This is a genomic window from Xanthomonas sp. NCPPB 2250 (assembly GCF_056725265.1).
Genome location: NZ_CM161520.1, coordinates 2,562,574 through 2,588,740 on the forward strand (window position 1 = coordinate 2,562,574; position 26,167 = coordinate 2,588,740).

At 71.0% G+C, this 26,167-nt stretch carries 2 protein-coding genes (1 of these 2 cut by a window edge); both read right to left on the reverse strand.

What is annotated here, in order from left to right; genetic code table 11:
- Positions 1 to 16 precede the first annotated feature (16 nt).
- Positions 17 to 10,972, reverse strand: a complete 10,956-nt coding sequence (locus tag AC1PMG_RS10520; protein WP_481111581.1) for an SDR family NAD(P)-dependent oxidoreductase — start codon at positions 10,970 to 10,972, stop codon at positions 17 to 19.
- On the reverse strand, positions 10,969 to 26,167 hold the 3' portion of the coding sequence (locus tag AC1PMG_RS10525; RefSeq protein ID WP_481111582.1) for an SDR family NAD(P)-dependent oxidoreductase. Its footprint extends 1,397 nt past the window's final position; only the last 15,199 of its 16,596 coding nucleotides appear in the window; the start codon falls outside the window, past its right edge; the stop codon is at positions 10,969 to 10,971. The genes AC1PMG_RS10520 and AC1PMG_RS10525 overlap by 4 nt, the downstream gene beginning before the upstream one ends.

Below are 26,167 nucleotides of genomic sequence, written 5' to 3' on the forward strand. Positions count from 1 at the left end.
TGCAATCGCTTCCTTTTCAGTGACTGGTCGCAGGCTCTTCTTTCCAGAAATTTCCCTTTGCACGCTTCGCCGGCGCACGAACGGCGGCTGGGATGGGCGTGGCCAGGTCGGTGCGGTTCAACACGGGCACCTCAAGGGGCGATCGCTTCGGTACGTAGTCGATCGCGTCGAAGGCGGCCAGCACGACGTGCGCATTGGTGCCACCGTCGGCGAAGGAGTTGACCGCCGCCGCCGGTAGCGGCGACTCCCATGCACCGTGGTCGCGACAGAACGACAGGCCCGCCGCGTCGGTGTCGAAATGCGCCAGGGGCTGCTCGGCCGAGAGAAACGGAACGCGTTGCCGATGATGCAGCATGAGCACGACCTTGATGAAGCTCGCGATCCCTTCGGCGCACAGCGGATGCCCGATGTTCGGCTTCATCGAACCGAGTTCGCAGCGACGTTCGAGGCCTCCGTAGACCGCGGCGATCGCCTTCAGCTCGAGCAGATCGCTCACCGGCGAGCCGGCACCGTTGGCTTCCACGTGGGTGACGTCTTCCGCGCGCAGACCACTGGCGGCCAGCGCGTCGCGCATGACGTCGACCTGGGCATGCATATTGGGAGCCCCCGGTCCCGCCGTGCGTCCGTCGTTGTTGATGCCCGTCGCCCTGACGATGGCGTAGATGGTGTCGCCGTCGGCCCGGGCCCGGTCGAGGGTCTTGAGCAGTACCATGCCGGCGCCCTCGCCGAGAATCGCGCCCTGCGCGCGACGATCAAAGACGTGGAACCGGCCTTCCGGCTGCAGCAGGCCACGCTGCCTGAACAGCGCAAGCGCTGCGCCCGTCTGCAACACGTTCACCCCGCCCACCAGCGCCGAGTCGGCGCGTCCCGAGCAAAGTGCCTGCACGGCAAGGTCCGCGGCCACCAGGGCTGACGAGCACGCCGTATCCACCACGAGGCTCGGACCACGCAGGTCGAAGAACTGAGAGACGTTCGCAGCGAGATAGTTCTGGCCCGTGGCGAGAATGGGATTCGGAGCCAGGCCCAGGCTTTCGTCGTCGGCCCGATGTTGCGATCGGGCGCCGAGGTAGACGCAGGTACGAGAGCCGCGGATCTCGTCGGAACGGTATCCGGCGTGGTACCAGGTTTTCAGCGATTCCTCGAGCAGGATCAGTGCCTGCGGATCCATGGCTCGTGCGTCGTAGGGCGAGAGGCGGAAGTAGTCCGCGTCGAAGCGTGCCGCGTCGTCCAGCAGTGCCGCGTGATCGTCTCCACCGTCCGTCCAGCGCTGCTCGGCGATCGGACGGATCGACGAGCGACCCTCGCGCAGGAGCGCCCAGTACGCGTCGAGCCTGTCGCAACCGGCGAAGCGGCACGACATGCCCACCACCGCGACGTCCCCGCCACGGGACGCCGTGGACGTCGGCCGGCCGGCCGGCAAAGTCGCCGGGCGTCCGTCATCGGGCCGGGTCGCCGTGTTCACCGACGCATGCGCCGGATCGGCAACGTCCGCCAAGGCCTTGCCATGGTGACGTCGCAGCCAGCCGGCGAAGGCGGCGATGGAGGGATGTTCGTAGAGGATCGACGGATCCAGGACCTGGCCCACCGCCTTGCCGACCGGCGCAAGGAGCTGCGCGAGCATGACCGAGTCCGCGCCGTAGTCCGTCAATGGCGCGAGCGGATCGATGCGGGACGGCTCGATGCCGAGGTGGCCCGAGACCAGCGTCAGCAGCCACGCCTCGATACCGGTACCGGTTCTCGCAGGGGCCGGCGCCGGTTCAACGACGCCAGGGCTCGGTTTGCGGGCCGCCGGAGCCGGCGCATGGCGCAACGGACCGGTGGACCATCGATCCTCGTCGACCCACGCTGGCAGCACGGCACCGCGGTAGCCGGCGGCGAGCAGCTCGTCCAGAAGGGCCAGCCCCTCGTCGTCGTCCAGGGTGAGCAGTCCGCTCTCCGCGTAGGGACGGCCGTGCGCCGCGCCCATGCCGGTCTGCGCCCAACTGGGCCACTGCACGCTGATGACCGGCTCGCCGGCGGCGGCCCGTGTCATGGCGACGTGGTCCATGAAGGCGTTGGCGGCGGCGTAGTCGGACTGGCCCACGGCCAGCGCCGGAAGCACTGCGGATACCGACGAGAACAACGCGGCAAAGGTCAGCGGCTGGCCATGCAGTTGGGCGAAGGCGTTTTTCAGTCCATCGACCTTCGGCTGCAGCACGCTCGCGATGCTGTCGAGCGACTTGCCCACGAAGGCCGGGTCGTTCGCGTCCATTCGACCGGCGCAATGGATGAATCCCCGGATGGGACCCATCGTGCCGACCACTTCGCCGAGCTCGCGGCCGAGGGCGAAGGCGTCGGTCAGCGGCACGTTCGACACGCGTATCGAGGCGCCGGTGGCTTCAAGTTCCAGAAGGTCTCGTACGCGCGCCGCGTGGGGGCCGGATCCAGCGGCGATGGCCGGCCATTGCTCCCGCAAGGGGAACGCTTCGCGGCAGGTGAGCAGGAGTCGGCGCGCGCCGTGACGTTCGACGAAATGACGCGCACACAGATAGCCAAGGCCGCGCGTACCACCGGTGATCCACAAGACCTCGTCGGGTGCGAAGCGGTGGGTGCGATCGTTTCCGGCATCGGGCGGCAAGGCCTCTTCCAGCGTAGCGATGTAACGGATGCCTTCGTTTCGCCGTGCCTGCACGTCGCGGGTATCGGCGAGCCATTCGTCGTGGATCCATTCGGCCTCGCGTTCGACATCGCCCATGAGGGCATCCAGGTCGAGGTGCCGGGTGGACAACCGGATGTATTCGCTTTGCAGGCCACGCACCAACGCGGCGTGCCACACCGTTCCGTCACGGGGACGCATGTCGTGGACCTCTTCGAGCCCGCGGGTCACGCACAGTGCGCGGCCGCCCTGTGCGGCGCGGGCACGGACCCACGCCTGCCAGGGGCCAAGCCGGCGCACGCTGCTATCTTCGGCGACGGGTTCCGTCGCGAGTTCGATGATGCCCTCGTAGGCGCCGAGAGTGCTTGCCGGCATCGCCAGGAAGTGCCCGGGCGTCACCGCATGCCCGTTGGGGAGGCGCGTGCGCAGGGCCGTGACCAGGCCGGACGAGGTGTCGTCCGCAACGATCAGCACGCGGTGCATGGACGGTGCCGCGGCAGGAAGGTCCGACGGTTGCCATTGTTTTGCGAGGATGCGGCGACGCCGGGCGGGAGTCGCTCCGGTCACCGCACGGTCGGCGGGCCGGGGTACGCCCGGCACCCAGTAATGTTCGGGAGCGAACGGATAGGTAGGCAACGGCACGCGTCGTGGCATGCGGCCGGCATGCAGGCCGCGCCAGTCGAGGGGCACGCCCTGCACCCATAGCGCGAGCAGTCGGCCGTACTTGCCGCGCTCGATCCAGCGATCCAGCGCGTGCCGGAGCTCATCGTCGCTGCCGAACAGCGCGAGGGCCTCCTGGCGGCGCACCTCGCCGTGGTGCGTGTGTGCGCCCTGCGGACCGTGTTCGAGGTAGTCGCGCAGTCGCGTGCGCAGTTCGTCGAGCGAGCCGACGACGAAGGCCAGCCGGTGGTCCATCGCCTCGCGGCCCACCTGCAAGGTGTAGGCGAGGTCGTCCAGCGGCGGGGCCTCGCGCTCGAGATGGGCGAGCAGGCGCCGGACCTGCTCGGTCAGCCGCTCGCCGCTGCGCGCCGACAGCGGTACGACCTGCGGGCGGTCCGGCGCGGCGGCCGCCGGCAGAGGCGGGGCGATGTACTCGCGCACGATCAGGTGCGCGTTGGCGCCGCCGGCACCGAAGGAGGACAGGCCGGCGATGCGCGGCATCTCCCGCGCCTCGCCGTCGTGCTCGATCCGCGGGCGTGGCCAGGGCTCCAGCGTGCGCTGCACGCGGAAGGGAGTGTCCTCGAAGGCGATGTGCGGGTTGAGCTCCTGGGCATGCAGCGAGGGCACCAACTCGCCGTGGCGCATCTGCAACAGCACCTTGGCCAAGCCGGCGATGCCGGCGGCGCTCTCCAGGTGGCCGATGTTGGACTTCACCGAGCCGATCGCGCAGTACTGCCGGTCGGCAGTGAACTGGGCGAAGGCCTGGGTGAGCCCGGCGATCTCGATCGGATCGCCCAGGCTCGTGCCGGTGCCGTGGGCCTCGACGTAGCCGACCTGGCGCGCGTCCACGCCCGCCTCGCGCAGCGCCTGGGCGACCACGCGCGCCTGCGCCTGCGGGTTGGGCACGGTGTAGCCGTTGGTCTTGCCGCCGTGGTTGATCCCACTGCCGAGGATCACGCCGTGGATGTGGTCGCCCGCCGCGATGGCCTGTTCCAGCGGCTTGAGCAGCACCGCGCCCACGCCTTCGCCCGGCACGTAGCCGTCGCCGTGCGCGCCGAAGCTCTCGCAGCGTCCGCGGCTGGAGGCGAACTGGGCCTGGGAGATAGCCAGGTACTTGTTCGGGTGCACCGACACGTTGACGCCGCCGGCGATCGCCGCCTGGCATTCGCCGGCCCGCAGGCTGCGACAGGCCAGGTGGATGGCCGTGAGCGAGCTGGAGCACATCGTGTCCACCGCCAGGCTCGGGCCGTGCAGGTTGCAGTAGTACGACACGCGATTGGCGATCGACGAGGCGCTGCCGCCCAGGGCGAAGGGCTCGCCCAGCGCCTGCGCCTGCGCGCCGTAGAGCTGGTATTCCTCGTACATCACGCCGACGAACACGCCCACCGCGTCGCCCGGCTCGCCGTCGCCGCGCAGCGAATCGCGGGTGTAGCCGGCGTCCTCCAGCGTCGCGTAGGCGCATTCGAGGAACAGCCGCTCCTGCGGATCGAGGAACTGCGCCTCGCGGGGCGAGACCTGGAAGAACAGCGCGTCGAAGCGGTCGACGTCGTCGATGAAGCCGCCCCACTTGCTGTAGCTGCGCCCGAGGGTGCCCTTCTCCGGATCGAAGAAACCGTGCAGGTCCCATCGCGCGCTCGGGATCGGAGTGATGCTGTCGCGCCCGGCGCGCAGGTTGTCCCAATAGGCATCCAGCGAGGCCGCCTGCGGATAGCGGCCGCTCATGCCGACAATGGCGATGCCGGCGCTGGCGACCGGGGCGGGCGCGGCGGTCGCACCGGCGAAGCGCCGACGCCGCGCCCGAGGCGCAGGCGCGGTAACCGTCGCGGCCGCGGAAGCGGCCGGTGCGGCCTGCACCGCCATGGCGCCGGTCCACGGCAATCGCGCGACCAGCGCCGCACGGTGCCGCTCGATGAAATAGCCGGCCAGCGCGTCGATGCTCTGGTACTCGAACATCAGCGTCTTCGGCAATGAGCCGAACGCTTCCTGCAACGCCGCAACCAGTTGCACGGCGAGGATCGAATCGATGCCGTACCGCTCCATCGGCGCCGACGCGTCGATGCGATCCGGCGACAGTTTCAGTGCCTGAGACAACAGTCCCTTCAGATACGCCACTGTGCCGTCGAGAAGATCGGTGGCATCGGTGTCGACGGTCGGAGCCACCTTTGGCGTGACCGCATCGTCCGCTGTGGCGCGCACCGTCGACTCGTCCGCGACGGGCGCCTGCACCGGCGCGCCGCCGATGACCACGACCTGTGCCTGTCGAGTTTCCCAGGCCTGCCGCAAGGCAATGAGCCCCTGTTCGGATTCCAGCGCGTGAATCCCCTGCCCGTTCAGCTGCCGAAGCATCGCCGGATCTAGTCGCATGCCGCCTTCGGCCCACAACGGCCAGTCGATCGACAACGTGCGGCCATGGCGCATGCCGTCGGCGACGTTTCCTTCCCGATGAAGCGCGAACGCGTCGAGAAACGCGTTGGCAGTGGCGTAGTCGCATTGGCCCACGCCGCCGACGACACCCGCCACCGAGGAGAACAGCATGAAGCAATCGAGCGGAACGTCGCGGGTGGCGAGGTCGAGGTTGACCGTCCCCGCCACCTTGGCCGACCAGACCGAGCGGAGCTGTTCGACCGACTTACGCAGGATGAACGCGTCCTCGATAACCCCGGCGCTGTGGACGACACCGTCCAGACGGCCGTGCGAGGCGAGGATGTCCCGCACGCAGGCCTGCACGGCCTCGGCATCGGCGACGTCCAGCGACATGTAGTCCGCCCGCACGCCGTTGCCGCCTTCCGAGAGGCCCTCGATAAGCCGTCGTTTCGACGCATCCAGCGCAGAGCGTCCGGTAAGCACCAGGCGCGCGCCATGCACCCGTCGCGCAATGTCGCGCGCGACGATCAGGCCCAGCCCACCTGCTCCGCCGGTGATCCAGTACACGCCGCCGTCCTTCCAAGGACCGGCGGCCGTCTCGTCCACTTCGACCGGTGTCTCGTCCAGCGCGAAAACCTCGCGATCGCCATCGCGGTAGCGGATCTGGACGTCGTCCGCCGCTGCGGAAAGGTTCGCGCGCGACGTGTTGCCCACCGTCGCGGCATCGGCGTTCGTCGGCAGTTCGATGACCTGGCCGCGGAACATCGGATTCTCCAGCATCGCGCTTTTCAGCAGCCCCGATGCCGCGGCCAGGAGAGATCCTTGCGACGGGCCCCATGCGTCGCCATGCCGGGCGATCACCAACTGCAGCGTCACCGCGTCGCGCGGACGCCCCTGGAGCATATCGCGTACGACATGGAAGACCGCTTCCCACGCATCCGTCAGCGCCGCCACCCCGGTGACTGGCGGCAGCAAGATCCAGTGCGATGCGGGATCCTTCGCGCGTAGCGCCTCCAGATGGTGGGCGAAGGCCGCGTCTAGGCATATCCATCGAGCGGCCTCACGGATGGATGCGTCACGGGCCGCGCTCAGGGCACGTGCGCGCCATCGCGGCTTCATCAGTATCGCCGGGCCGGTGCGCGGCCGTAGCGCCTCGCCGGTCAGCCGGCGCGAGGTAAGGCCGCGCACGCGAATCGCCACGCAACCCTGTTCGTCGCAGATGTCGACGTCGACGACGCGCGATCGCTCGCCGCCGCCATCGCGTTCGCGGATGAGCGCAAGGGCGCGTTCGCCACACGGTGCCCAGACCTGGAGCGAATCGAGCGCGAACGGCAGGAGCACCGGGGCGGCGTCGCCATTCGGCGATGCGTCGTCCGTCGGCGTCCATAGGCCAGCGATGGCCTGCATGGCGCCATCCATGAGACTGGGGTGCAGAAGATATCGGTTGCCGGTGCCGCGCACCGGTTCCGGGAGCGCCAACGACGCAAGCACTTCGTGCCGGCCGTCTTTACCTTCGCGGATACGCAGCGATTCGATGCCACGCATCGCCGGAAGGTAATCCAGGCCTGCCACCCGATGCATGGCATAGCATGCGTCGCCGTCGACACGGCGCGCGCCGGTCCAGCCTTCGAGGTCCACCATGGGAGCCCCAACGGGCGTGCGACGCGGCACATTGCCCTGCGAATGCACGATGCGCGCGGACGCCTCCTCGCGGTAGATCTCGAATTCGATCTCGTCGTCGCCCTGCGGATACAGCGCGACGTGCAGTGTCACGTCGTCGGCGTCGACCACCACCGGCTCACCCCACGAGACGTGGCGCAGCTCCAGCGCACCGGTACCGCGTTCGCCGCCACCGTATTCGATCGCGGCACGCGCCATCTCGAGGTGGACGACCGCCGGAAGCAGGCGTCGCCCGTGCACGCGGTGGTCGCCTAGGAAGAACTCGTTGCCCGTGAAGCGCGAGGTGAAACGCTGTTCGTCCAGATCGGAGGTATTCCGGTGCAGCATCGGATGGAGCACCGACTGCACGTCGTCGATGGACTTGCGTTTGCGCTCGTCCGGAGCCCAGAAGCGTTCCCTGTTGAACGGATAGGTAGGCAACGGCACGCGTCGTGGCATGCGGCCGGCATGCAGGCCGCGCCAGTCGAGGGGCACGCCCTGCACCCATAGCGCGAGCAGTCGGCCGTACTTGCCGCGCTCGATCCAGCGATCCAGCGCGTGCCGGAGCTCATCGTCGCTGCCGAACAGCGCGAGGGCCTCCTGGCGGCGCACCTCGCCGTGGTGCGTGTGTGCGCCCTGCGGACCGTGTTCGAGGTAGTCGCGCAGTCGCGTGCGCAGTTCGTCGAGCGAGCCGACGACGAAGGCCAGCCGGTGGTCCATCGCCTCGCGGCCCACCTGCAAGGTGTAGGCGAGGTCGTCCAGCGGCGGGGCCTCGCGCTCGAGATGGGCGAGCAGGCGCCGGACCTGCTCGGTCAGCCGCTCGCCGCTGCGCGCCGACAGCGGTACGACCTGCGGGCGGTCCGGCGCGGCGGCCGCCGGCAGAGGCGGGGCGATGTACTCGCGCACGATCAGGTGCGCGTTGGCGCCGCCGGCACCGAAGGAGGACAGGCCGGCGATGCGCGGCATCTCCCGCGCCTCGCCGTCGTGCTCGATCCGCGGGCGTGGCCAGGGCTCCAGCGTGCGCTGCACGCGGAAGGGAGTGTCCTCGAAGGCGATGTGCGGGTTGAGCTCCTGGGCATGCAGCGAGGGCACCAACTCGCCGTGGCGCATCTGCAACAGCACCTTGGCCAAGCCGGCGATGCCGGCGGCGCTCTCCAGGTGGCCGATGTTGGACTTCACCGAGCCGATCGCGCAGTACTGCCGGTCGGCAGTGAACTGGGCGAAGGCCTGGGTGAGCCCGGCGATCTCGATCGGATCGCCCAGGCTCGTGCCGGTGCCGTGGGCCTCGACGTAGCCGACCTGGCGCGCGTCCACGCCCGCCTCGCGCAGCGCCTGGGCGACCACGCGCGCCTGCGCCTGCGGGTTGGGCACGGTGTAGCCGTTGGTCTTGCCGCCGTGGTTGATCCCACTGCCGAGGATCACGCCGTGGATGTGGTCGCCCGCCGCGATGGCCTGTTCCAGCGGCTTGAGCAGCACCGCGCCCACGCCTTCGCCCGGCACGTAGCCGTCGCCGTGCGCGCCGAAGCTCTCGCAGCGTCCGCGGCTGGAGGCGAACTGGGCCTGGGAGATAGCCAGGTACTTGTTCGGGTGCACCGACACGTTGACGCCGCCGGCGATCGCCGCCTGGCATTCGCCGGCCCGCAGGCTGCGACAGGCCAGGTGGATGGCCGTGAGCGAGCTGGAGCACATCGTGTCCACCGCCAGGCTCGGGCCGTGCAGGTTGCAGTAGTACGACACGCGATTGGCGATCGACGAGGCGCTGCCGCCCAGGGCGAAGGGCTCGCCCAGCGCCTGCGCCTGCGCGCCGTAGAGCTGGTATTCCTCGTACATCACGCCGACGAACACGCCCACCGCGTCGCCCGGCTCGCCGTCGCCGCGCAGCGAATCGCGGGTGTAGCCGGCGTCCTCCAGCGTCGCGTAGGCGCATTCGAGGAACAGCCGCTCCTGCGGATCGAGGAACTGCGCCTCGCGGGGCGAGACCTGGAAGAACAGCGCGTCGAAGCGGTCGACGTCGTCGATGAAGCCGCCCCACTTGCTGTAGCTGCGCCCGAGGGTGCCCTTCTCCGGATCGAAGAAACCGTGCAGGTCCCATCGCGCGCTCGGGATCGGAGTGATGCTGTCGCGCCCGGCGCGCAGGTTGTCCCAATAGGCATCCAGCGAGGCCGCCTGCGGATAGCGGCCGCTCATGCCGACAATGGCGATGCCGGCGCTGGCGACCGGGGCGGGCGCGGCGGTCGCACCGGCGAAGCGCCGACGCCGCGCCCGAGGCGCAGGCGCGGTAACCGTCGCGGCCGCGGAAGCGGCCGGTGCGGCCTGCACCGCCATGGCGCCGGTCCACGGCAATCGCGCGACCAGCGCCGCACGGTGCCGCTCGATGAAATAGCCGGCCAGCGCGTCGATGCTCTGGTACTCGAACATCAGCGTCTTCGGCAATGAGCCGAACGCTTCCTGCAACGCCGCAACGAGCTGGAGAGCGAGGATGGAATCGATCCCGTAATGTTCCAGCGGGGCTCGTGCGTCGATCCGTGCCGGGGGCAGCCGCAATGTGCGCGAAAGCACGTCCTTGAGGTAGACGACGGTCCGTTCGTGCAGTTCGCCGTGGTCTTCGTTCGCGGTCGCATCTTCGGGCGCGGGCAACGGCGCGACGACGTCGGTCGCCACCGCCTCCCGCCCGTAGGCGCGCGAGGCGAGTCCGTCGAAACGCACGCAGAGCCGTCCGGACTCGTCGCAAAGATCCACGTCCAACGTGTGAACGCGGTTGCCCCGCGCCGAGGGTCGCAGATAAGCCCATCCCGCCGTCGGCGTGGGATGGAACACATCGAGGCCATCGAGCGCGAACGGAATCATCGGCTGGCGGGCGGGCGCATCGCCGAGGCTTTCGGCGACGTCGTCCGCGAGCAGCGCGATCGCTGCCTGCAGCGCGCTATCCATCATGCCCGGATGCAGCGCGTAGCCACCGCCGGCGTCGTCCTCGCGCAAGGCGATCCGGGCCAGCGCGAATGGCCGTCCGTCGGCATCCGCGCCGACGTGTACTTCCTGCAGTCCGCGATGGGAAGGACCGTAGTCGATGCCTGCGGCGGAGAAGGCCGCGTAACACGCGTCGGCATCGAGGGTACGCTCGCAGGCGGCAAGCAATCGCTCGAGGTCGAGTGCGGGCGGTGCTTCGCCGGCGGCATCGTGGCGGTGGCGCGCGCGTCCCTGGACGTGGGCGGCATGCTGCCCGGAAGGCGCGTTCCCGACGATGTCGAAGTCGACGTCGCCGTCGTCGCGCGCCGCGAGTTCGACGTGCAGCGTCGTGCCGCCGTCGGCGACCACCGGTCGCAACCATGCCACGTCGCGCAGTCCGGCAGGCCGCATGCCCTTCCCGTCCGGATCGCCGCCGTGAGTCACGGCGGCCATGGCCAATTCCAGGGCGACGACGCCCGGCAGCATCTTCCGTCCGCCCACTACGTGATCGGTGAGGAACGGTTCGTCGCCGGTAAGTCGCGTGGTGAAACGCAGGCCCGCGAGGTCAGAGGTGTTCTGCTGCAGCAACGGATGCGGCGACGCCAGGCCGGCGCCGGGTGTTCGTGCATACGCGAGGAGCCGCATCGCCTGGGATTTGGTCAACCGCCCTTCCATGGTTTCCCGCAACACGAACTCCGGATACTTCATGAGTCGAGCCCCGCATCCATGCGTTCGAGCATTCGCAGGGCATCGTCGAGGGTCAGGCTATGGCCCAGCAATCCGTCGATCAGTGCTTCGATCGAGCCGTTGCCCGTGCGCGGCGCATCAAGCATGCGCGCGGCATCCGCACCGGTGCCTTGTCGACTGTCTTGCAGGTTCACCCAGTATCTCTCCTTCGCGAACGGATAGGTCGGCAGGCTGACACGGCGTGGTAAAAGTCGCGCATGTGCAGCCGAGCCGGCGTAGAGCCGATGCCAATCGAATGTGAGCCCCCTGGTCCACCCCTCCAGCATTCTGGAGTATTCCGCTTTTTGCAAGCAGCCCTCGAGCGTGTCGTCGTTCTGCGCCCCTGCCGGCGAGCCTGGCCGATGGGTCACGACGTTCGCGACTCCGCCGTGCGCGTGCCCGGCGACGAAGCCGGCGAGGCCATCGGCCAGTTGCTCCATCGAATCGACGACGAAGCCGAGCCGGTGATCCATCGCCTCCCGTCCGACTTGCAGGGTAAAGGCCAGGTCGTGCAGGTCGGGCGCGCCCGACCCGGTTACGGCATTGTGCAGGCGTTGCGCGTACTCGCGGAGGCTGGCCTCGGTCTTCGCCGACAACACCACCAGCGCGGGTAGCCGCACGGGCGCCGGCCGCGGCTCGGCCGCCTCGAAGGATTCGAGTACCACGTGCGCGTTGGAGCCGCCGATGCCGAAGCCGCTGACGCCGGCCCGCCGTGGCAGCGTGTGTCCCGCCGCGTCGACCGGCGGCTCCCACGCGCTGGTTTCGCGGGCCAGGTAGAACGGGCTGTCGTCCAGTTCCAGATAAGGATTGGGCGACTTCAACTGTCCATTGCCCGGTATGCACCCATGGGCGAACATCATCAGCACTTTGACGACGCCGGCAACGCCCGCCGCGGCCTCCAGATGGCCGACATTCGTCTTCACCGACCCCAGTGCGCAATGGCGCCGCACCGTCTCACCGGGGTGGTGCTGGCGATGCAGTTCGTCGAAGGCTGCCTTGAGCGCGTTGACCTCCACCGGGTCGCCGAGGGCCGTGCCGGTGCCGTGCGCCTCGACATATCCCACCGTGCCGGGATCGATACCGCCCTGCCGATAGGCATCCACCAGCAACTGGCGCTGGGCGAGCGGGTTGGGGGCTGTCGGTGACGATGCCCGGCCGCCGTGGTTCTCCGCGCTGGCGACGATCACGCCATAGACGTGGTCGCGGTCGGCCCGGGCTTTCGCCAGCGGCTTGAGCATGAGCACCGCGACCCCTTCGCCACGGCCATAGCCGTTGGCGGACTCGTCGAATGTCTTGCATCGTCCATCGTCGCTGAGCATTCCTGCTTGGTGGGCACGCATCCCGTTGACCGGGTTCACGATGACGTTGACGCCGCCGACGAGGGCGGCCTCGCATTCCGCCGACTGGATCGCCCGAACCGCCCGATGCAGCGCCACCAGCGAGCTCGAGCAGGCGGTATCCACCGGCTCGCTAGGCCCGCGCAGGTCAAGCAGGTAGGACAACCGGTTCGCGATCATGAAGTGGAACGCGGAGTCGCCGCCGAACGGCGAAGACATGCCGGCGAGCTGGCAGAGGTCCTTGTAATCGGAAGTGGATACGCCGACGAAGACGCCGGTCCTGCTGCCGGCCAGGCTCGTCGCGCGATATCCGGCGTCTTCGATGCACGCCCAGGCGTGTTCGATGAACAGCCTCTGCTGGGGATCCATCGCGACCGCCTCGATCGGCGTGATGCCGAAGAACATCGGATCGAAACAGTCGACGGCATCGATGTAACCGGCCAGGCGCACCGCGGCAGGAAGCGCCGACCGGTCTGCGACGAGGCCACCGGTCAGGGCCACGCGTTCCAGCGGCATGTCGTCGATCAGGTCGTCGTTGCGTGACAGGTGGGTCCAGAACTCACCGATGTCGGCCGAGCCGGGAAAACGCCCGCTCATGCCGACGACCGCCACGGCTGTCGACGACGCACCATCGACCTGTGCGGACACCGAAGTCGGTGGCGCGGGAGGCGAGGCCGCGAAGGTGGCCGTCCGCCGCGGCGGACGTGCAGGCGAGAGCGGCGGCGCGCCTTGCGCGTTCGGGAGCGCCGTATGCGCGAACGCCGCGCCGTGGCGCGACAGCAGGTACCGGGCCAGCGCGGCCAGGTCGGGGCATTCGAAGAACACCGTCGGCATCAGCTTGAGGCTGTAGCGGCGATTGAGGTGGTTCGCGTACTCGGTGAGGTAGATCGAGTCGAAGCCATAGTGCGACAGCCCGGTCGAGCCGTCGATGGCGTGGGCGTCCATCTTCAGGACGGCGGCCGCCACTTCGGCCAGTTCGCGCACGAGCGATGCAAGGCGGGAATCGTCCGTCGGCGTGACGGATGCGGTGATTTGTTCTGCATCCGCCGGCGTCGCCGTCGACCCGTCCGCGAACAGCACGGCGCGAAGGGTATCCGCTCGCCCCTGTGCCACCAGGAGGCGTGGGGTGCCCGTAGCTATCGCCCAGGCGAGGCTGGACAGTGCCTCGGCGGTGTCGAGAGGCTCCAGCCCCACCATGTGCCTGGCGTGTTCCTCCGTCTGTGCGTCGACGCGCATGCCGCCTTCGCGCCACAGGGGCCAGTTGATCGAGCAGGTGCGTCCGTGCCGGACACCCGCATCCACCTGCGCGTCGCGATGCAGCGCGAAAGCATCGAGGAACGCGTTGGCGGCCGCGTAGTCGGCTTGGCCTGGATTACCCATGACGGCGGCGAGCGACGAGAACATGACGAAGAACGCCAGCGGCGCGGCGCGCGTGGCCTCGTCGAGCACGAGCGTGCCAGCGATCTTCGGAGCCAGTACCTCCATGGCCTCGGCGGCGGTCTTGCGTGCGAGCCACCCGTCGCGCAGGACCCCGGCGGCATGCAACACGCCACGCAGGCGCCTGTCGCGGAACGGTTCGTCGGCGAGGGCGACCTCGACCTCGTCGGCTCGCGTGACGTCGCAGCGGACGTACCACGCATCGATGCCGTCGGCACGCAGCGCCGACAGCCATGCGTCGTCGACAAGTGTCGTCCTGCCGCTCAACACCACGCGTACGCCCGGTTCCCGTCCGAACCGGGTGGCGAGCAGTCGGCCAATACCCCCCGCGCCTCCGGTGATCCAGACGACGTCGCCGGGTTCGAGCAGCGTCGAAAGCGCGGCATGCGGCGCGGACCGCCCGGCCGCCTCCTCCCAGCGGAGGGCCTGGCGCGCGCTCTCCTGGTAACGGATGGTACTCGCGTCGTCGCCAGCGGCCGCTTCGGCGACAAGCCAGCGACCGAAGCTTTCCGGCTCGTCGTGGAAGGATGCGGGATAGCGCAGCAACCTGCCGCGGACGCGCGGATGTTCGTTGCGCGCCGTGTTGAGGAGACCTTCGATCGCCGAGTGGATATGCCAGGGCTCGTCATCGGGAAGCGGCAGCAGCACCCGCGCATCGCGCCCCTCGCGGACGAGGTCCTGCACCAGCGCCATCGCGCGGAGGACGTTTTCCGCGATGGCCGTCGCCGAGGTCGGCGGATCGAGCCAGACGACGCGCGCCCGAGGAAAGGTGTCGAGGATGCGCCGATGCAGCGACGCCTGGCCATGCGGAACCAGGAAGGCAAGCTCGTGCGCCGCGACGTGCTGCTTGCCGGAGGGCAGCGGCGCGGCGCGCCACGCGGGAACGGCGTGGATCACGTCGGGTCGGCGAGCCGCCACGGGCGGTCGTGCGGTGAATCCCTCCAGGCGCACCAGGCACTCGCCCTCCGCGTCGAGCAGGTCGATGTCGTAACGCCGGATGGCGCCGTCCGCCGTCGAAACCTGTCGTACGTGCGCGTGGCATGTAGAGGGCATGATGCTCGCGTGGATCCACAACGCTTCGAGCGTGAACGGCAGGCGCAGCTGGCGTTCGCCATCCTGGACGAGCGAGAAGCAGACGGCGGAAAGTATCGATCCGTGCATCAGGGACGGGTGCAACACGCCGGCATGCCCTGGGGCGCCGGATACCGGCAGTTCGAGGTGGGCGATCGCCTCGTGCTCGGCGTGCCGGATCGACCGGATGGGGAACATCCGCGGTCCGTGGACCACGCCGAGCACCTCGTGGCATGCGGTGCCGTCGATCGACGTCGTGCAACGCCGGACCACAGCGTCTAGGTCGGCGCGCGGCGGTCGCGGTGGGGCGTCGCCGGCGTCCATCCGCAGGACGCCCTGAGCGCAGGTCGAGCCCGGCAGCGGAGTGGCGGTGGACGATATCGTGAAGTCCAGTCCGGCCGCGCTTCGTGCGATGTGGGTATAGAGGGTGGTTTCGCCGGGTGGCACCGCCATCGGGCTGCGCCAGACGACGTGCGTCATGCCGGTGACCGCGCATCCTTCGCGTTGCTCGGCGGCGGCGCGTGCGACTTCCAGGAAGACCACGCCGGGCACGATGTGCCGATGGTCCTCCAGGAAGAATTCGTCACCGCGAAAGACCGTGGTCACCGGCTCGTCCGCCGGGGTCCCGCCTGCCCCCGGCGATATCAGCGAAAGGCCGCGTATCGCCACGAGAACCTGTCCTTCCGCGTCGCACACGTCGACGTCGATCGTGACCGTCTGCGCCGCGGAGTCGCCCTCGATGTGCTGCGCGGGATGCATGCGCAGGCGAGCCCATGCTTCGGGAGGCATCACGCCCCACACGTCCACGGCGTCGGCCGCGAAGGGAACCGTTCCGGGCGTGGGCGCGCTGGTGTTGCCCTCGCTTCTAGTCGCGTACGACATGCCGATCACGGCCTGCAGCGCACCATCGAGCATGCTGGGGTGCACGATGTAGCGATCGTGAGTATCGGCGACGCAGGATGGCAAGCGCAGATGGGCCAGCACGTAGCGTCCCTCGACGTCGTTGCCTGCGTGGATGGCGGCGATCGTGCGGAAGGCGTCACCGTAGCGAAGCGTACCGTCGCCCTGCCCGGCCGCGTCGGCGTTTCCGTCCCATGCCAGGGCGGCGTTCGCGCGCAGCCCGTCGAGATCGAGGTTGCCTGGGCAGCAAGCGGAGGCGTCCAGTACGATGACGTTGCCCTGTGCCAGCACGGCTTCGTCGCGGGTCGTCCCATCGCATGTGTGAATGTCGAAGGCGATGTCGCCCGACGGTGAGGTGGAGAGCCGCGTGTGCACGTCGGTGGCGACGGTCACCGTTAGCGGACGGATCCATGCGATGTCGCGCAGGCCTATCCCCTGATTCGCGCCGGACTCTTCGGACGAGAGCGTGGCGGCACGGCAGGCCATCTCGATGTGGCAGACGGCGGGCAGCGTGGGCCGGCCGTTCACGACATGGTCGCGGAGGTAGAACTCCCGCCCGTCGAACGTCGAGGTGAATCGCTGCGCCGCCAACGTCGACGTGTTCCGGTGCAGCAGCGGGTGGAGCATCGATGGCGCCGGCTGGCCCATGGATATTGGCGCGTGTCTGTCCACCCAGTGCCGCTCGCGCTCGAAGGGATAACCCGGCAAGGGGATGCGACGCGGGGCGGGCGAACCGAACAGGCGCGACCAGGGCAGCGTGTAGCCCTGGCAATGCAGGTCGGCCAGGGCGTGCAGGATCTCGCGCTCGTCGGCGGCCGGCAGGGGCGCATCGAGGCGGTCGAACAGTGCCTGGGCGTGGCGTTGCTGGGCCGGCTGGCCGACGAACTCGCGCGGCGCCTCGCCCCGGAACACGTCCGCCAGCCGCTCGCCGCCGGCCAGGCGGTCCAGCCGATCCAGGGCGTGCTCGTGGTCGTCCACCACCACCGCGCAGCGGTGCTCGAAGTGATGCCGGCCGCAGGCCAGCGTGTGGCTCATCGCGGTCAGCGCCGCCGCGGTCCAGTCGCCCGCAGCCAGCGTGTCCCGCAGCGCCGTGCAACGCCGCCGCAGCGCCGCGGCGCTGCGCGCGGACAGCAGCAGCGGCACGCTGCGCCGCGCCCGCACCGGCGGATCGGCCAGCAGGGCGTCCTCCAGCAGCACGTGCGCGTTGGTGCCACTCATCCCGAACGCGCTCACCCCGACCCGCCGCGGCCGTCCCGGCACCGCCGGCCATGGCCGCGGCGCCGTGTTCACCGCCAGCCCGCTGTCCTGCCAGGCCACGTAGTCGCTGGGCTGCTCGCCGTTCACGCTGGCCGGGATCTGCTCATGGCGCAGCGCCATCACCGCGCCCACCAGACTCACCAGTCCCGACGCGGCGAAGCTGTGCCCGAAGTTGCCCTTGGTCGAGGTCAGCGCGCAGGGCGCCCGGTCCGCCGGCCGCCCGACGAACACCGTGCGCAGCGCTTCGATCTCCACCGGGTCGCCCAGCCGCGTGCCGGTGCCGTGGGTCACCACGTAGTCGATGTCCGCCGCCGCCACCCCGGCCTGCCGGTACACCTGCGCGATCAGCTGCGCCTGCCGCGCCCCGTTGGGCGCGGTGATTCCGTTGGTCTTGCCGTCGTAGTTGGTCCCGCTGGCCCGGATCACCGCGTACACCGGGTCGCCCTCGGCCTGCGCCCGCTCCAACCGCCGCAGCACCACCGCCACCACCGCTTCCCCCGGCACCATCCCGTTGGCCCGCTGGTCGAACGCGTAGCAGCGCCCGTCCGGCGAGAGCATCCCCGCCTGGCTCATCCCCACGTAGGCCTGCGCGGTCAGCGACAGGCTTGCCGCCGCCGCGATCGCCGTGTCGCATTCCCCCGCGCGCAGGCTCAGGCACGCCTGGTGCAACGCCACCAGACCCGACGAGCACGAAGTGTTCAGCGCCATCGACGGGCCCTGCAGGTTCAGCACGTAGGCCAGCCGCGCCGCCAGGATCGCGTCGTGCGTGCCGGTCAGCGTGCCCTGCGCGCCGACCAGCGACTGGTACTCGCCCTGCTCCACTCCCACGAACGTCCCCACCGACCGCGCGCCCAGTTGCAGCGGACCGTGGCCGGCGTCCTCCAGCGCATTCCACGCCTCCTGCAGCAGCAACCGCTGGCGTGGGTCCATGCCCTGCGCCTCGCGCGGGGAAATCTCGAAGAACGCCGGGTCGAACTCCTCCACCCCCGGCATCGCCCCCAGCCACTTACTCGCTAGCAGCCCCTGGGCGAACCCTTCCCGCCAGTCGAAGCGCTCCAGCGCGATCTCTTCCACCACCTCGCGGCCCTCGGCCAGCACCCGCCACATCGCCGCCACGTCGCGCGCCTGCGGGAAGCGCCCGCTCAGGCCCACGATCGCGATCGCCGCCGGCGCCACCTCGGCCAGCGCGGACGCCGGCGGCGGGGCCGACGCAGTCGCCGGGGAGGTCGCCCCCGTGGCCGCGGGGGCGACCTCCGCCGGTACGGCCACCTCCGCCTCCCCCTCGACGGCCGCGTAGCGTGCTTCCACCGCCGCGCGATGCTCGCGCCACAGATAACCGCCCACCTGTTCCAGCGTGGCGTGGCTGAAGAACAGCGCCGGCGTCAGCGTCACCCCGTAGTGCGACGAGAGTTGCCTTGCCCATTGCGCCAGGCTGATCGAATCGAAACCGAAATCGGCCAGGTTGTCCTGCACCCGGATCTGCTCGCGCGGCAGCTTCAGCAACTCGCTGACCTGCTGCTTGAGCTCCCAGTGCAGGCACCCTTCCACCGTCAGCCCGCGCAGCTCCGGCCGCCGGGCCGACGCCGCACTCCCCGTCGGCGGAGCCGCGGCCCTGCGGCCGGCCCCGCGCCCGCGCAGGATCGCCTCGATCCGCGCCCGCTGGCCGTGCATCAGCAGGTACGCCCCCGATGGCTGGCCCAGCGCCTGCTCGAAGAACGCCAGCCCCGCCGCCACCGGCAACGCCACCTGGCCGCTGCTGCGCAGGTACAACCGCGTGTGCTCGGCCGACCCCGCCTGCATCCCGCCCTCGGCCCACAACGGCCAGTTGATCGCCACCCGCCGCGCCGTCCCCGGGCCCGCCACCTGCTGCGCCCAGGCCATCTGGAAGCGGTTGCCCATCGCGTAATCGCCACCGCCAAAATCCCCCAGCACCGCCGCGCTGGAACTGAAGTAGCACACGAACGCCAGCGGCTGCGCCGCCATCACCGCGTCCAGCACCTCGCTGCCGCGCACCTTCGGGGCCAGCGCCCCGGACAGCGCCGATGCCGACTTCGCCGTCAACGGCGCCGGATCGAGCACCCCCGCCGCGTGCACCACCCCCTCGATCGCCCCCCACCGCGCCACCGCCTCGGCCACCCCGGCGCCCATCGCCGCCGCGTCGGTCACGTCCGCGGCCACGTAGAGCCAGTCGGTCTCGCCCAGCGCCGCCACCAGCGCCGACCGCGTCGCCTCCGCCAGCCCGCGCCGGCCGCTGAGCACCACCTTCGCCGCGTAGCGCTCACGCAGGTAACGCGCCACGTGCAGGCCCAGTCCGCCCGCGCCGCCGGTGATCCAGTACACCCCGCCCTGACGCAACGTCGGTACCGGGGACGCCAGCGCATGGGCCACCACCCGCAAACGCTCGCGCACCGCGCCGGCGCGATGCACCGCCCCGCCGACCGCGCCGTCCAGTTCGGTCCACACCCGTGCCGCCCAGTCGGACCCCGGCTCCGACGCCACGCCCTCACCGACCAGCACCGTCACCGTCCAGCCGGGCACGAGCACGCCCAGCGACCGTTCCAGCCCGATCCACGACTCCGCGTGCGCCCGCGAGGGACCGTCCGCATAGGCCGCGCACAGCACCAGGTGACCCGGCGCGACACCGCCGGCCGCCAACGCCTGCACCGCCGCGTACATCGCCGTCCCCTGCGCCGCATCGGCCACCCCCGTCCAGACCCCGGCGTAGACGATGCCCTCCCATCCCGCCTCGGACCCGATCGCCTCGGCCACGGCATCGCCGCCCACCGACTCGATCCGCGCGTCCGCCCGCGCCGCACCCAGCGCCGCGGCCGCCGCCCTGGCGACCGCCGCGTCCGCCCCGATCACCAGCAGCCGTCGCGGCGTCGCCGCGGCCGGCGGTGCCGCCGCCGGCTCCCAGCGTTCCTGGAAGCTCAGCGCTTCCGGCGCCTCGTCGGCGTCCCCGTCCGATGGCGCCGCGCCCGGCGCTTCCACCCAGTACGGCGTCGGCGCAAACGGGTACGTCGGCAGCGACACGCGTGCATGGGGCTGGGAGGCGAACAGCGGGGCGAAGTCGAGGTCGTAGCCCTGCACGTGCAACTCGGCGATCGCGGCCAGGCGGTCGAGGTAATCGTCCTCCGGCAATGTCGGTTTCAGGTCGTGCAACCACTGCGCGGCGTAGCGATGCAAGGCGGCCGCACCGCCGCGATCGCGTCCCGTGCCCAGCGACACTTCCACGTGTGGGGCCTTGCCCCGTTCCAGCCACTTGCGCAGGGACTGGACGAATTCGTCGCGATGGCGTGCGATGCAGGTGAGGCGATGGTCGAAGTGCTTTCGCCCCATCAGCAAGGTGTAACTGACGTTGCCGCAGTCGATGGCGGGTTCGGCATCGAGGTGGGCGAGCAGGCGTTCGACCTGCTGGCGGAGTTGCGCCTCGCTGCGTGCGGAGAGCGCCCACAGGTAGCCGGGGCGCGGAGCGGTGGTGCGGGCATGCGCGGGGGCTTCCTCGATCACCATGTGCGCGTTGGTGCCGCTGAGCCCGAACGAGCTGACCGCCGCGCGGCGGGTCTGCCCGGGGGCGACCGTCCACGGAGCCAGGGCGGTGGGCAGGTAGAAGGGGCTGTCGGTGAAGTCGATGTGGCGGTTGGCCTGGCCGTAGTGCAGCGACGGGGCGATCTGTGCGTGGCGCAGGCACAGCAGCACCTTGAGCACGCCGGCCACGCCGGAGGCGGCGGTGGTGTGGCCGAGGTTGGTCTTGATCGAGCCGATCGCGCAGTAGCCCTGGCGGGCGCTGTCCTGGCGGAAGGCGCGGGTCAGGGCGTGGAACTCGATCGGGTCGCCGAGCTTGGTGCCGGTGCCGTGCGCCTCGACCAGTTGGATGCCGTCGGCGTCGATGCCGAAGCGGTCGTAGACCTCGCGCTCCAGGCGCTCCTGGGAGACCGCGCTGGGCGCGGTGATGCCGTTGGTCGCGCCGTCCTGGTTGATGCCGCTGCCGCGGATCACCCCATGCAGGTGGTCGCCGTCGGCGAGGGCGTCGTCCAGGCGCTTGAGCACCACCACGCCCACGCCCTCGCCGGGCACGAAGCCGTCGGCGCGGTCGTCGAAGGTGTAGCAGCGGCCGCTGGCCGAGAGCATGCCGGCGCGTTCGCCGCCCAGGTACAGGCCGGGGGTGGACTGGACGAAGACGCCGCCGGCCAGGGCCAGGTCGACCTCGCCGGCGCGCAGCGCCTGGCAGGCCAGGTGCATGGCCACCAGCGAGCTGGAACAGGCGGTGTCGACGGTGATCGCCGGGCCCTGCAGGTCCAGGTGGTAGGCGATGCGCGCGGAGACCAGCGAGGTGGCCTTGCCCCACATCGCCTGGGCGGGCAGCGGGCCGGCCGGCAGGAGGTGGTAGTCGCCGCCGTTGTAGCCGGCGTAGACGCCGCAGCGCTGGCCGGCGATCGAGGCGCCGACGTGGCCGGCCTCCTCCAGCGCCTTCCAGGCCTCCTCCAAGAACAGCCGCTGCTGCGGGTCCATGTGGGTGGCTTCCAGGCCGGAGATGTTGAAGAACAGCGCATCGAAGTGGGCGATGCCGTCGAGGAAGCCGCCGCGCGGGCAGTACGGGGTGTCGCCCAGGATCGCCGGCATGTCCCAGCGGGTGACCGGCTCGGTGAGGTCCTCGCCGGCGGCCAGGTGGGTCCACAGGGTCGCCACGTCGGGCGAGCGCGGGTAGCGCCCGCTCAGGCCGACGATCGCGATCGGGGCGAGCGTGGCGGGCAGCGCGGTCGGCGCGCGCGGCGTTGCCGCTGCCGCTGCCGGTGCCGATATTGGTGCCGTTGTCGTGGCCGGTGCCGCCGCGCCGCTGGCCGCCGGGGCGCCGTCGAGCGCGGCGGCCAGGGTATCGCGGTAGCGCTGGACCAGGTGGGCGGTGAGCTTGTTGACCGTGCTGAAGTCGAACACGCTGGTGCTGGTCAGGGTGGTGCCCAGGGTGGCGTTGATCGCCTCCACCGTGCGTACGCCCAGCAGCGAGTCCAGGCCATACTCGGCGAACGATTCGTCCGGATGGATCGCTGCCATCTCCACCATCAGCGCCTCGGACAGCGTCTCCAGCACCACCTGGCGCACGTGCGCCTGCAGGCGCGCGGTGTTTGCCGGCGCCGTCGTGGTGACCGGCGCCGGGTCCGGGGCGAGGTTCGTGGCGGGCGCCGCGACCGGTATCGCCATCGGCTCGCTCGATGCCGCCGCGTCGGCACGCCGGACCACGCCGTCGCTGACCGCGGCGATCACCTGCGTGCCAGCGTGCAGCTCGGGGGTGAGGAAGCGCACCGGCGCGTAGCCTTCCGCGTGCAGCGCCCGCGCCCAGCGCGCCGGGGCCAGTAGCGGCGAGCCCGGCTCGCGCAGCGCCGCGTCCTCGAACCGCCACCAGCCTTCCAGCAGGCCGAAGGTCAGGTGGCCCAGCACGCTATTGCCGCTGAGTTCGTTGAGCAGCAGGATCCCCTGCCCCTTCAGCACCGCCTTGACGTGGCCCAGCGCCTGGCGGATATCCCGCGTGGCGTGGATCACGTTGGTTGCGATCACCACGTCGTAGCCGTGCTCGTCCACGCCCTGGACCCCGGGCGCCTTCTCCAGGTCGAACACCTGGCCGCGCAGGTACGGCACGTGCGGCGCGTATTGCGCCTGGGCGTGATGCAGGAACGCCTTGGACAGGTCGGTGTAGGCGTACTCCGCCACGTGCGCGGCGTACGCGCCCAGCGCGTCGAAGACCACCGCGCTGGTCCCGCCGGTGCCCGCACCCACCTCCAGCACGCGCAGCCGCGTGGCCGGGTCCTGCGCCAGGCGCGCGCGCAGGTAATGGACCAGCGCCTGCGCCACCACCGCGTTGCAGTGGTCGGTCAACGGGTTGCCCCGGTACATCCCCTCCACCCGCTGCAGCGTCGCCTGCGGGAACACCACCGCCGTCGCCGCCTGCTCGCCGCGCAGGATCGCCGGCAACGCCGCCTGCGTGGCGTCGACCAGCGCCAGGGACGCCGCGTCCTCCCCGCCGGCGGCCACCCATGCCGCCCAGCGCGGCCCCACCGTGGCATCGCCCTCGCCCTGCAACACCGCCAGCACCGCCGCCTCGTCGCCCCAGCGTGCGCGCAGCAGCCGCTCGGTCTGCGCCCACCAGCGCGCATACGCCGGGGCGATCGCCGCGCCCGCCGCCCACGCCGCCAGCGACGCGCACGGCGCCGCCGGGCCCACCTCGCGCAGGCGCTGCACCAGCACCTCCAGCAGCAGGTCGTGCAGGGCCTGCGCCCGCGCCTGCGTGGCCGCCGTCGGCACCGGGCCGGCATACGCCGGCGGCACGAAGTCCGCCAGTACCGAGGCCAGCGGCGGCGCCGAGGCATCCACCGTGACCTGTCCCGCGCCCAGCCACACCCCCTGCAACGCCCCGACGCGTGTCGTGCGCAGGTACGCCACCCGTTCCAGCGGGCTGGCCAGCACTCGCTCCAGCACCGCCAGGCCCTCGGCCGGCGCGATCGTGTCCATCCCCGCCTCGGCCAGCCAGTGGCGGAAGCTGTCCAGCGCCCCGGCCGTGGCCGTGCTCGCCCAGTAGCCCCAGTCGATCACCCTCGCCGCGCAGCCCAGCGTCGCCACCCGCGACGCCACGTAGGCGTCCAGGAACGTGCTGCCGGCCGCGTAGTTGCTCTGCCGGCGCGTCTTCTCCAGCGCCTGGATCGAGGAGAAGAACACCATCACGTCCGTCACGTGCCCGGCGAACGCCTCGACCACGCCCACCGTCGCGGCCACCTTCGCTGACAGCCCGGCCTCGAAGCGCTCCACCCCCATGTGCGCCAGGTCGCTGCCGCCCATCGCCAGCGTCGCGTGAATCACCCCGTGGATCACCCCGTGCCGGGCCAGGATCGCCTCGCGCGCCCGGCCCATCGCCGCCGCGTCGCGCGCGTCCACCGACCGATAGGCCGGCGCCTCGCCCCACCTCGCCAGGCGCTCACGGCGCGCCTGGATCGTCGCGTCCTCGGCCCGCCGGCCCAGCCAGACCACCTGCGCGCCGTAGTGGCGGACCAGGTGCTCGCTGAGCACCTGGCCCAACTCGCCCGCGCCACCGACGATCACGTACACCCCGCCGGTACGGAACGCCGGCGTGGCCGCCGCGGGCAACGCGCACGGCACGCAGACCGGCCGGTACCAGCGCCCGTCCCGCTGCGCCCGGCCGTTGCCGTCGGCATCCGCCGGCCAGGCCAGGCAGGCCTCCAGCGATGTCGGAGCCGCGTCCGCTTCGTCCGCTTCGTCCTCCAGGTCGAACAGGCGCAACCGCCATGCCGGATGCTCCTTCGCCGCGCTGCCCACCAGACCCCACACGCTCGCGTGCGTGGGATCGATCGCCTCGCCGGCCACCACCGGCTGGCTGCGCCGGGTCAGCACCGTCAGCGCCAGCGGCCAGGACGCCGCCGCGAAGGCCTGTAACAGCGCCAGGCCAGTCATCACCCCCGCCGCCTGGCCGGCCACGATCGCCGCCCCGGTCGCCGGCTCCCGCACCGACGGCAGCATCCAAAACCACTGCGCGATCCCGGCCAGCGCCGCCCGCCGTGCCGGCACCTCGGCCGCCGTCAGCACCTCGGCCGCCGGATAACACGCCCGCCAGCGCGCCTGCCGCGCCGGGTCGTCGTCGAGGATCGCCCAGCCCGTGCCGTCGTGCCGCCGGCCCGCCGTCGGCACCGCCGTCGCCGCGATCGGCGCCCAGCCCGGCACCAGGGTCAGCGCGCCGCTCAGCGGGAACGCCGGCGCCGCCTCGTGCATCGTCTCGTCCCTGTCGTCGCCCCCTGTGGCCTCCGTGGGCGGCGCCGGCGCCGGTGCCGGTGCCGAGGGCACCCAGTAGCGCGACCGCGCGAACGAATAGGTCGGCAGCGGCACCCGCGCGTACCCGCCACCGGCGAACAGCCGCCCGTAGTCCAGCGGCTCACCTTGCACGAACAGCTCGGCCAGCCTGTCCAGCCCCTGCCGGTACGCCGCCGCCTCCGCCACCGGCACGGCCGCGCATGCAGCCAGGCAGGTCTCACCTTCGGCGCTGTGCGGCCCGCGCTCGGTCACACCCCGCTCGCGGATCTCGCCCGAGCGCACCGACGTGGCCTCCCCGGCCAGCCAGCCGGTCAGTTGCCGGGCCAGCGCGTCGAGATCCTCGCTCACGCAGCCCAGCCGATGGGCGAAGTGCCGCCGGCCGGTCAGCAGCGTATGGCTCACGTCGCCCAGCGCATACCCCCGCCCCTCCGCCCGCCACGTCGCCAGCCGCTCCAGGAGCCGCTGCGCCTGCGCGCGCAACTGCGCCGCACTGCGCGCGGACAGCACCACCAGCTGCGCCGGCCGCGTCACCGCCGAGCCCCGCCGCTCCGGCGCTTCCTCGATCACCAGGTGCGCGTTGGTGCCGCTCATGCCGAAGGCGCTGATCGCCGCCCGGCGAGGGCGCGCGTAACCGTCCGCACCGGTGGGAGCGTTCCAGTCGCGCAGCGACGTGTTGACGAAGAACGGACTGTCGCCCAGGTCGATGCGCGGATTGCAGGTGCGAAAATGCAGCGAGGGGGGCATCTGCCGGTGCCGCATCGACAGCAGCACCTTGAACAGGCCGGCGATGCCCGAGGCCGCGAGGGCGTGGCCGATGTTGGTCTTGATCGAGCCGATGGCGCAGTATCCACGTCGCGCCGTATGCCGACGGAACGCGCGCGTCAGCGCGCCGACCTCGATCGGGTCGCCCAGCTTCGTGGCGGTGCCATGCGCCTCCACCATGTCGATGCCGTCCGGATCGATGCCGAAGGTGTCGTACACGTGGCGATGCAGGCGTTCCTGCGAGCGCGCGCTCGGTGCCGTGATGCCATTGGTCGTTCCGTCCTGGTTGATGCCCGAACCGCGGATCACGCCATGGATGACATCGCCGTCGCGCAGTGCGTCTTCGAGCCGGCGAAGCAGCACGGCGCCGACGCCCTCGCCCGGGACGAATCCGTCGGCGCGATCGTCGAAGGTGTAACAACGACCGCTGGCCGAAAGCATGCCAGCCGCTCCGGGACCGCCGTAGGCTGCCGGTGCGCAGCCGATCGCCACGCCACCGGCGATGGCCAGGTCGAGTTCACCGTTCCACAGGGCCTGGCACGCGAGATGGACCGCCACGAGGGCGCTCGAGCAGGCGGTATCGACCGCGATCGCGGCTCCC

Excerpts from the sequence above, each read along its gene's own strand:
- AC1PMG_RS10520 (WP_481111581.1), bottom strand. The coding sequence starts at position 10,972 with ATGAAGTATCCGGAGTTCGTGTTGCGGGAAACCATGGAAGGGCGGTTG.